At 52.8% G+C, this 9,430-nt stretch carries 8 protein-coding genes and 1 pseudogene; 4 read left to right on the top strand and 5 right to left on the bottom strand.

Annotation, left to right across the window (positions count from 1 at the left end):
• The 3 genes from IR141_RS11335 to IR141_RS11325 all read left to right on the top strand — a co-directional run.
• Positions 1-765: alpha/beta fold hydrolase (locus IR141_RS11335; protein WP_167743188.1), on the top strand; the 765-nt coding region annotated here is incomplete at its 5' end.
• Complete coding sequence (locus IR141_RS11330; protein WP_194198397.1) at positions 684-2,102, top strand: sodium:proton antiporter; 1,419 nt, start codon at positions 684-686, stop codon at positions 2,100-2,102. The genes IR141_RS11335 and IR141_RS11330, both read left to right, overlap by 82 nt.
• 442 nt (positions 2,103-2,544) lie before the next feature.
• Positions 2,545-3,021: a pyridoxamine 5'-phosphate oxidase family protein gene (locus tag IR141_RS11325; protein WP_135037322.1), complete on the top strand. Its 477-nt coding sequence runs from the start codon at positions 2,545-2,547 to the stop codon at positions 3,019-3,021.
• A gap of 169 nt (positions 3,022-3,190) precedes the next feature.
• Here IR141_RS11325 and rnhA read toward each other — a convergent pair whose 3' ends face one another.
• The 3 genes from rnhA to lspA form a co-directional block, all read right to left on the bottom strand.
• Positions 3,191-3,646 carry a ribonuclease HI gene (gene rnhA, locus IR141_RS11320; protein WP_135037320.1) on the bottom strand — a complete coding sequence of 152 codons (456 nt, stop codon included), beginning with the start codon at positions 3,644-3,646 and terminating at the stop codon, positions 3,191-3,193.
• Positions 3,647-4,014: 368 nt separating this feature from the next.
• On the bottom strand, positions 4,015-4,956 hold the full coding sequence (gene ispH / locus IR141_RS11315) for a 4-hydroxy-3-methylbut-2-enyl diphosphate reductase (protein WP_256359878.1): 942 nt from the start codon (positions 4,954-4,956) through the stop codon (positions 4,015-4,017).
• Positions 4,957-5,023: 67 nt separating this feature from the next.
• Positions 5,024-5,542, bottom strand: a complete 519-nt coding sequence (gene lspA / locus IR141_RS11310; RefSeq protein ID WP_135037314.1) for a signal peptidase II — start codon at positions 5,540-5,542, stop codon at positions 5,024-5,026.
• 181 nt (positions 5,543-5,723) lie between these two features.
• Here lspA and IR141_RS11305 point away from each other — a divergent pair, with 181 nt between their 5' ends.
• The gene (locus IR141_RS11305) at positions 5,724-6,500 is read left to right on the top strand and encodes a ferredoxin--NADP reductase (RefSeq protein WP_135037311.1); all 777 of its coding nucleotides are present in this window, start codon (positions 5,724-5,726) and stop codon (positions 6,498-6,500) included.
• A 445-nt stretch (positions 6,501-6,945) separates the two neighbouring features.
• On the opposite strand, the gene IR141_RS11300 is transcribed toward IR141_RS11305, so the two are convergent.
• Both IR141_RS11300 and IR141_RS11295 read right to left on the bottom strand, forming a co-directional pair.
• The gene (locus IR141_RS11300) at positions 6,946-9,006 is read right to left on the bottom strand and encodes a TonB-dependent siderophore receptor (protein WP_228068251.1); all 2,061 of its coding nucleotides are present in this window, start codon (positions 9,004-9,006) and stop codon (positions 6,946-6,948) included.
• A gap of 234 nt (positions 9,007-9,240) precedes the next feature.
• Positions 9,241-9,430, bottom strand: a pseudogene (locus tag IR141_RS11295) (IS1595 family transposase); the annotation flags it as partial.

The following is a 9,430-nucleotide window of genomic DNA, read 5'->3' as shown; positions in this document are numbered from 1 at the left end:
GATGGTGCCTACACCGTGCCCGCTTTCGGCGCGGCCTGTCCCGCGCAAACAGCGAAAATCGTTGCCATCGGCGCAGGCAAGTGGAAACGCGGCTTCATTCAGGGCAGCGGTAAACAGCACGCCCCGTTCGCCGACATCGAACAAGCCGACCCTGCCTACCGGCTGGCGCAGCAAACCGTCCGCCCCGACCCGCAGCGAACCGCCCAATGGTTCGCCGATACGCTGAAAACCTATGACAACGCCGCCATCGGCAAGGAAACCTTCGCCAACATCGCCGCGCCGGTGCTGTATATCGTTGGCGAAGACGATGCCAACGCTCCGCCGGATACCGTCATCGCCGCCTACCGCACCACTCCGCACGCCGATTTGTCCGTCATTGCCAACGCCCCGCACCCGGCCTTTATCGCCAACTTTCCGGCAGTATGGGCGGTGGTGGAGCCTTTTTTTGAACGGCGGAAAATAGGCCGTCTGAAACACAGCGGGAAACAGCACCCCATTTTTCAGACGGCTTGGGCAGGCCGCATTTTGCTGCGCCCAACCAAGATTTCACAGCATGAAAGGCTGACACCGGCGCCGGGTTTCATTTACAATTTGCCAAACCATTACGAAGCCTTTGGTTTCGGTCGCGCGCAGCCGGGCATAAACCGGCCGCGCATCCCGCCCCACTGCCATAAGGAAATACAATGCGTTCGCCAACCCTACTGCTGCCCCTGCTGCTCGCACCGCTGCCCGCCGCCGCCTCTTCTCTCAACGGCGCCAACCTGAGCCTGCTGTGGGGCATACCGTTTGTTTTGATACTGCTTTCCATCGCCACCGGCCCGTTGTTGTTCAGCACCATATGGCACCACCATTTCGGCAAAATCACCGCCTTGCTGACGGTTTTGTTTCTGATTCCGTTTACTGCTGCATTCGGCCCGGCCGAAACCTCCCGCACCGTTGCCCATGCGCTGGTGGCCGAGTATATTCCGTTTATCATTCTGCTGTTTGCACTCTACACCATTTCGGGCGGCATTCTAGTGTGGGGAAACCTTCACGGCAGCCCGCGCCTGAACACCGCCATCTTGGCCATCGGCACAGTATTGGCTTCGATTATGGGCACCACCGGTGCCGCCATGCTGCTGATCCGCCCGCTTTTAAAAGCCAACGACAACCGCAAACACCGCGTGCATGTGGTAGTGTTCTTTATTTTTCTGGTGGCCAATATCGGCGGCGGCCTCACGCCGCTGGGCGACCCGCCACTGTTTTTGGGGTTTTTGAAAGGCGTGGATTTCGGCTGGACACTCCGGCATATGATGGTGCCCGTGGTGTTAAGTTCCGCTATTTTGCTGACACTGTTTTATTTTCTCGACCGCTATTATTTCACTCGTGAAAACGAAGTACTGCCGCAAGACCCCTCCCCCGACAGCCCCTTGAAACTGTTCGGCAAATGGAATTTTCTGCTGCTGGGCGGTGTGGTATGCGCCGTGTTGGTGTCGGGTTTGTGGAAGCCGCAACACCCCGGTATCGATATTTTAGGCACGCACTATCTGCTGCCCAACCTGCTGCGCGATGCGGTGCTGTTGGTTTTGGCGGCGGTTTCCCTTGCCATCACGCCCAAACAGGTGCGCGCGGGCAACGAGTTCAACTGGGAGCCGATACTCGAAGTGGGCAAACTCTTTCTAGGCATTTTCATCACCATCGCGCCGGTTATCGCCATGTTGCAGGCCGGTGAAAAAGGCGCGTTTGCAGGCCTGATTTCACTGGTGCACGACAGCAGCGGCCAACCCGTCAATGCCATGTATTTTTGGATAACCGGCCTCTTGTCGGCCTTTTTAGACAACGCCCCCACCTATTTGGTGTTTTTCAATATGGCCGGCGGCGATGCCCAAGCCCTGATGAGCGGCCATCTGTTCTATACGCTGCTGGCGGTATCGATGGGATCGGTGTTTATGGGTGCGCTCAGCTATATCGGCAATGCACCCAACTTTATGGTGAAAGCGATTGCAGAACAGCGCAAAGTGCCGATGCCCGGCTTTTTCGGCTATATGGCTTGGTCGCTCACTATTTTGGTGCCGCTGTTCGTACTGCATACCTTTATTTTTTTCGTATGGCAGTTGTTTTAACCTGCCCGCTCCCGCACAACAAAGGCCGTCTGAACGATATTTTTCAGACGGCCTTTGATTGATATGGCGTACTCTCTTTTATTTCCGCCACGGCATTGCCGTACCTTGATTCGACTGTCGCAAAAAACGATTGTGCCTGCCCGTGAAGCGGTAACAGAATCGGCTCTGTATTATTGTCTGCGGTTTGCTGCCTACACCCAAATAAAGTAGACATACCCTAATAAAGTAGACATACCCTAACCACAGTGTTGTTTTATCCACTTTTAACCTATTTAGCGTTTTTACTCAATTTTTTCAGCATAATTGGAAAATTAATTTCATTTAAAAACATATATTTATTAAATTAATAATTAATAATAACAATTATCATTTGAAAAAATCTCTATTTTGCGTATAATGCAGTCCAACGGTTAGGCAAACAACGCAACGAAAGGAGAACGAAATGCCCGAAAACATTTTCAAGCAAGTTTCTCTGGATATTCTGCGCCTGCACCAAAAAGCCGTACACACACTTTTAGCCACCCAGTGCAGCGGCTGCCCGGAAATCCATGACGCAGTGTTTGTTACCTTAAACGGCAGATATTATGTTTGGCTGACTGAAAGCCCGCAAAGCGACCCGAAAACCGGCATTCTGCTGATTGAGGCAGAAGGCACCCCCACCCGCCTGAGCTGGGTTGCCCGCGCCCGCAGGCTCAAGAAAAAAGACCGCTTATACTGCCGTGCCGCCGCCGCGCTGCAACGCCGTATCAATCCCGACCAAGCGGCATCCTGCCCCGCCGACAGCCCCTGTTTGTTGGAGCTTACCCCGCAGCAAGGCCGCTTAACGGTTAATGACAATAGAGATTTTACGCTTATGCCTTCCGATCTGATGAAGGCTCTGTATCCGGCAAAGCAAACAATAGAAGCATTTGCCTCATAACAGTTTTGGTAGTGGTTTGTGTTCCTTTTGCGCCCCCTCGTGGGGCGGTTTTTTTGCATGGAAAAACGCGTTGCAGGCTCCCAAACAACTTGCCGGCCGCTTTTTCAGACGGCCTTTCGTTCGATAACTGTCAGGCCATCTAAAAACCACGAGCATTGAGTTCTGCCTGTCAGACATCTCCTGCACCACCGGCAAATTGTGCCGCACCTCGGTTGGCCAGCTTGTCGGCACGCTCGTTTTCCTCGTGGCCGGCATGGCCTTTTACCCATGCCCATTTAATGTCGTGCAAACCGGCCAAACGCTCAAGTTCACGCCACAAATCTTCGTTTTTCACCGGCTGTTTGGCAGCGGTTTTCCAGCCGTTTCGCTTCCAACCGTGTATCCATTTTTCCATACCGTTTTTCACATATTGCGAGTCGGTGCAGATTTCCACGCAGCTTCGGCGCTTCAACGCCCTCAGCCCTTCGATAACGGCCGTCAGCTCCATACGGTTGTTGGTAGTTGCAGACTCCCCGCCGAACAGCTCTTTTTCTTGTGTACCGTAGCGCAACAGCACGCCCCAGCCGCCCGCACCCGGGTTGCCTTTGCAGGCACCATCGGTATAGAGATAAACGGTTTTGCTCATATGGTTAACCCACTATAGTGAATCCGCCTTATTCTTGCTGCAGGGCAGTACAACGATACAGAACCAATTCTGTTGCCGCCTCACCTGCAGGCAGAATTATTCTCCTTGCGCCAGGGCGCAGCAACACCCCAATGGAAATAAAACAGACTTACCATAAAATAAAATTCAAAGTATCAAGCAACAAGCAGCATGACAGCACCGTCATAACCTTGAAAGTGAATCGGCTGTATCAGTGCAGCTTAAAAACAAGGTGCATCATAACACAGGCAGTGTATCGAAGTATCAATGCCATTTAATCAGCATTTACACTTTAGTACACTGTCTGTCTTAATTCAAATTTTAGCAATCCAAACAAACCGTTTGTGCTGTTATTCTTTGCGCAAGGCTTTGGGCAATACAAACACGATGCTTTCTTCTATGCCGCTGCCTTCGCGTATGGTTTCGTGGCCCCAGCTTCGGATGGCGGCAACCACTTCTTCCACCAGCACCTCGGGAGCGGATGCGCCGGCGGTTATGCCCACGCTGTGTTTGCCTGCAAACCATTCGCGTTTCAGATGGCCGGCGTTGTCGACCATATAGGCATCCACGCCGCGCAGCGCTGCCACTTCGCGCAGGCGGTTGCTGTTGGAAGAGTTGGGCGATCCGACCACAATCACGATATCGCATTGCGCCGCCAGCGCTTTCACGGCTTCCTGGCGGTTGGTGGTGGCGTAGCAGATGTCTTCTTTATGCGGGCTGCGGATATTCGGAAAACGTTTCTGCAGGGCTTCGATGATGTCGCGCGTTTCGTCCACCGATAATGTGGTTTGGCTCACATGGGCGAGCTTTTCGGCGTTGCGCACTTCCAACCCGGCCACATCTTCCACAGTTTCCACCAGCAGCATACTGCCTTCGGCAAGCTGACCCATCGTGCCTTCCACTTCGGGGTGGCCGGAGTGACCGATCATGATGATTTGGTAGCCCTGGGCATCGAGGCGGGTAACTTCTTTATGCACTTTTGTTACCAGCGGGCAGGTTGCGTCAAACACTTGAAAGCCGCGTTGCGCCGCTTCTTGCTGCACGGCTTTGGATACGCCGTGGGCAGAATAGATCAGTGTGGCACCCTCGGGCACGTCGGCCAAATCTTCGATAAAAACCGCGCCTTTTTCGCGTAGATTGTCCACCACGAATTTGTTGTGTACCACTTCGTGGCGCACATAAACCGGCGCGCCGAATTTTTCGAGTGCGCGCTCGACAATGCTGATGGCGCGGTCCACACCGGCGCAGAAACCGCGCGGGTTGGCTAAGACTATGGTTTTTTGGGTCATGATGTGTTTTCTTTGTGCGGAGGCCGGCAACGGTTGGTGTGGCCGTTATTGTTGGCAGAAATCTGCCGGTTTATCGGTTTTCAGACGGCCTGCCGGTATTGCCGGGCTTTTCTTTTTTGTGTTTGAAACCGTCTATTACCAGAAGCGCGGCACCAACGCAGATAAAGCTGTCGGCCACATTAAAGGCGGGGTAATACCAATCCTGCCAATAAAACAGCAGAAAATCAACCACATGGCCATAAATCAGGCGGTCGGCCACATTGCCGGCCGCGCCGCCGATAATCATGGCCGCGCCGTATTTGCCCCAAGTGCCGAAGTTGTCTTTCACGATGGCGCGCGCCAGATAAAAGCTGATAACCGCCGCCAAAGCGAGAAAGAAATATTTCTGCCAGCCGCCCGCACCGGCCAGAAAGCTGAATGCCGCGCCGGTGTTGAACACCAGTGTCAAATCGAAAAAGCCGGGGAGGATATTGAGCCGTTCGGCAAACTCAAAATTTTTCAGCACGGCGGTTTTGGTGATTTGGTCGAGCACAAGGGCGGCGGCAATCAGAAGCCAATATTTGATTTTGGAGGGTTTTCGGGCTGTCATGTGCAAAATCGGCAAAAAACAAAGGCTGCATTTTACCTGAATCGCACTTTGTCGGGTTTAATTTGCATAAGGAAACAATGCGCATGGTGTGATATCACAGGGCAGTTATCTTTCAGACGGCCTTTCGGTATAATCGGCAACCTGTCTGAAAGGCCGTCTGAAACACACGCCAGGAACTGCAATGAGCGCTGCACCCGAAGCCAAATACACTGAAGAAACCGTTTTATGGGTCGAACACCACACGCCCAAACTGATCACGTTTGCCATCAGCCGCCCCGAAAGCTACCGCTTCTCGGCGGGGCAGTTTTCGCGGTTGGGTTTGCGCGAGGGCAACGGCTTCATTTGGCGCGCCTATTCGGTGATGTCTGCCGAATATGCCGACACGCTCGAATATTTCGCCGTGTTGGTCGAAAACGGCCCGATGTCGGCCAGACTCGCCGCGCTGCAAAGCGGAGATACTATACTGCTCGACAAAAACGCCACCGGTTTTTTGCTGCCCGGGCGTTTTCCCGATGGCAAAGATTTGGTGATGCTCTGCACCGGCTCGGGCATCGCGCCGTTTTTATCGATATTGGAGCAGCCCGAAATCTGGCAGCGTTTCGACAGCCTGGTGTTGGCGCATTCTGTTTCTTATGCTGATGAATTGATTTTCACCCGCCGCATCGCCGCTTTGCAGACTCACCCTCTGGTGGGCGGATATTTCGGCAAGCTCACCTTCCTGCCCGTGCTCACCCGCGAACGGACGGCAGGCGCGCTGAACCAACGCCTGCCCGAATTGCTGGCAAGCGGAGCGTTGGCCGCCGCCGCAGGCAGGCCGTTTACCCCGCAAAACACGCGTTTTATGATCTGCGGCAATCCGGCAATGGTCAAAGACACTTTCCAAACCCTGCTTGATATGGGCTTTTCTATGCACCGCAACCGCATTCCGGGGCAGATTATGATGGAAAACGGCTTCTAACCCTGTTTTGCCGCATACACCCAATGCAAACAGGGATAAAGGCCGTCTGAAAAAACCAATGCTTTCAGACGGCCTGAGCGCATATTATCAGGGCTTTCATTAACCCTCCGCCTGCTGCTGCCGTTTTACCGCGCACCGGCGCAAACAATAATAAAGGCCGTCTGAAAAAAACCAATGCTTTCAGACGGCCTGAGCGCATATTATCAGGGCTTTCATTACCCCCATCCCGCTGCGGCCGTTTTACCGCGCAACGGCGCAAACAATAATAAAGGCCGTCTGAAAAAAACCAATGCTTTCAGACGGCCTGAGCGCATATTATCAGGGCTTTCATTACCCCCATCCCGCTGCGGCCGTTTTACCGCGCAACGGCGCAAACGATAATAAAGGCCGTCTGAAAAAACCAAACGCTTTCAGACGGCCTGAGTGCATATTTTAAGCACTTCAATTAAAACTTATAGTTCACTGCCAGGCGGAAATCACGGCCTATGCCGGGGAGGGTTTCGCCCCGTTGGCTGTGCGGATAATAGTATTTGTTAAATACGTTGTTTACCGAGAAATTCACATTCAAAGTATCTTTGCCCAGCGGTTTCCAGTTGGCAAAAATATCATTGACATTGTAGCTCTTGCGCTCGACTTGGGCGGCATTGCCGTTGCGGTCGCGCACCAAAACCGAACCTTTGGCTTTCTCTACAGTGCGGTTTTGCCAGCCGATTTCGAGATTGGGTTGGTTGAAGCGGTAGGCCAGCGAGGCTGTCCATGTGCGCCCTGCCTGCACGGCAAATTCGGGGTTGGCACTGAGCAGGTTGCCGGGGTGGGTGTCGTAAAGGCGCGGCTTGCTGTGTGCCACTCCTGCCTTGGCAATCAGCCCGCCGGTGCGGTAAGACGCGCCAAGCTCGTAACCACGGTTTTTGATATAGCCGGCGTTGGCGGCTTCGCGCACGCCCCCGATAATGTTGCCGGCGGCATCATGGCGGTTTTGCGGGTTGGCAATGGCATCTTTAATGGTTTGCCAAAAATAGCTGCCGTTGGCGGCAAATGCGCCGTTGTTATAGTTGAAGCCGATTTCGGTGTTGCGCGCACGTTCGGCTTTGGTGCCGTCTGCAATGGAAACAATGCCGCGCCTGCCGTGTGTGAGCAACGCATCGTAAAGCCTGGGACTGCGGGTGGCATAGTTGTGTACGGCGCTGAAGCTGAGCGTTTCGAGCGGCTGCCAGATCAGGCCGAAGCTCGGGTTGAGCCGGCCGTCTGAAACCGATTTTCCGTCATGGGTTTTGATGTCGAAATGGTCGTAGCGCAGGCCCGCTGTGAGCGTGAAATCGCCGATATCGTTAATCGCTTCCACATACGCGCCCGAGTCGGTTTTTTTCGGATTGGTTAAATTGTAGCTTCTCACCAATGCCTGACCGGTCGGATTCGTTCGATTGGTGTATTGGTGGTTAAGGAATGCATGCGGCTCGATTTCTTGATGACGGTAATTTACGCCGTATTTCAAGGTAGTGTATTGGCCGATGCGGCTGTCCAAACCCACATTGGCGCCTTTGGTGTCAATCACAGTGGTGGTCGGCCCGGGAACATTGCCGGCATACCCGTTGTTGGTGTCATCGGCAGAATAACGTTTGTTTTTCATCAGATAGGCATTGGCTTCAAGCTTATCGATGAAACCGAGATTCTTCGCAGTATATTCAAGGTTGGTGTTGGAGAGGGTGGTTTCGCGGTAAGCCGGGGCGTTTGATGCCAGGCTGCCGTCCGCGCGCGGGGTGGTTTCCCAGCCGAATTCTTCGCGTACAAAACGCTCGCCGCGGTGTTGGTCCTGCATATGGCTCAACACAATGCGGTGGTTGTCGAATGTGGCACCGATTTTGGCCAAATAACTGCGTTTGTCCAACCCGCTTTTCAGCACCTTGTTGCCGCCGTATTGGTTGGCGTAGCCCTTGCCGGCTTTATAGTCGCTTTCATCGTTTCTGCTGTAGGAAAACAAACCGTCAAAATTGCCGGCGCGGCCGAATACGCTGGCACCGTAATTGTGGCCGTCATTGCTGGCATAACCGGCATTCACGCGCACGCCCCAATCTTTATCCAAACCTTTGAGCAAATCTGCCGCATCAAGGGTTTTGGCAACAATAGCGCCGTTGGTTGCGCCGATACCGGCACTGGCCGAACCCGCGCCTTTTTGCACCGACACGATTTTCACCAGCGAAGGGTCAATAATAAAGCGGCCTTGGTGATAAAGAATCTGGCTGTCGGAATAGGCGTTGTCTATTTTGATATCGACCGAGTTCTGCCCCATGCCGCGAATGGTCAGAAACTGTGAAGTGCCGTTGCCGCCGCCGAAATCAACGGCCGGCTCTTCTTCCAGCAGTCCGCGCAAATCAGTAGCCGTGCTTTCATCTTTCTGTTGAAGCGTTACCACGTTGGTTTTGATTTTTGCACCCTGGCGGTCGCCTTTCACCACTACTTCTTCCAGCGCAGCGTTGACCGCTTCGGTGTCTGCCCACGCAGGCACCATGAATACATTACCGACCAACACGGCCAATATCGTTTTCTTCATTTCGAACCTCATTTGCACATAAACAAGTTAATCAATAATTACTACTATTTGCAAATAAATTCTAATATGAAGATTTTTCTAAGTCAATGTTAATTCAAATCCATGAAAATAAGAATAATCAGATTTTTATGTTTGGGCAAAATAAATTACCGATTGGATATTCAATCGGTAAGGGGCTGAAGTAGATTAGCCCTAAACACCACACCAAAGCCGCAAAGTTTTTAACTGCTGCTTTGGTGTCCCGAAGTTAAAACGAAACTCACATTCTTTCAAGAACAGAGGAAAAGATTTTCGGTCGATTCCGTTGTATTTGCGCAAGACACGTTTCGCCTGATTCCAAAAATTCTCAATGCCGTTGATATGGTTGTGTCGGTCGGCAAAC

This window comes from Neisseria sp. 19428wB4_WF04, from assembly GCF_015235335.1.
In the GTDB taxonomy this organism is placed as follows: domain Bacteria; phylum Pseudomonadota; class Gammaproteobacteria; order Burkholderiales; family Neisseriaceae; genus Neisseria; species Neisseria musculi.
Note: the sequence above shows the minus strand (reverse complement) of the source record. Positions and strands in the feature narration are given on the sequence as shown.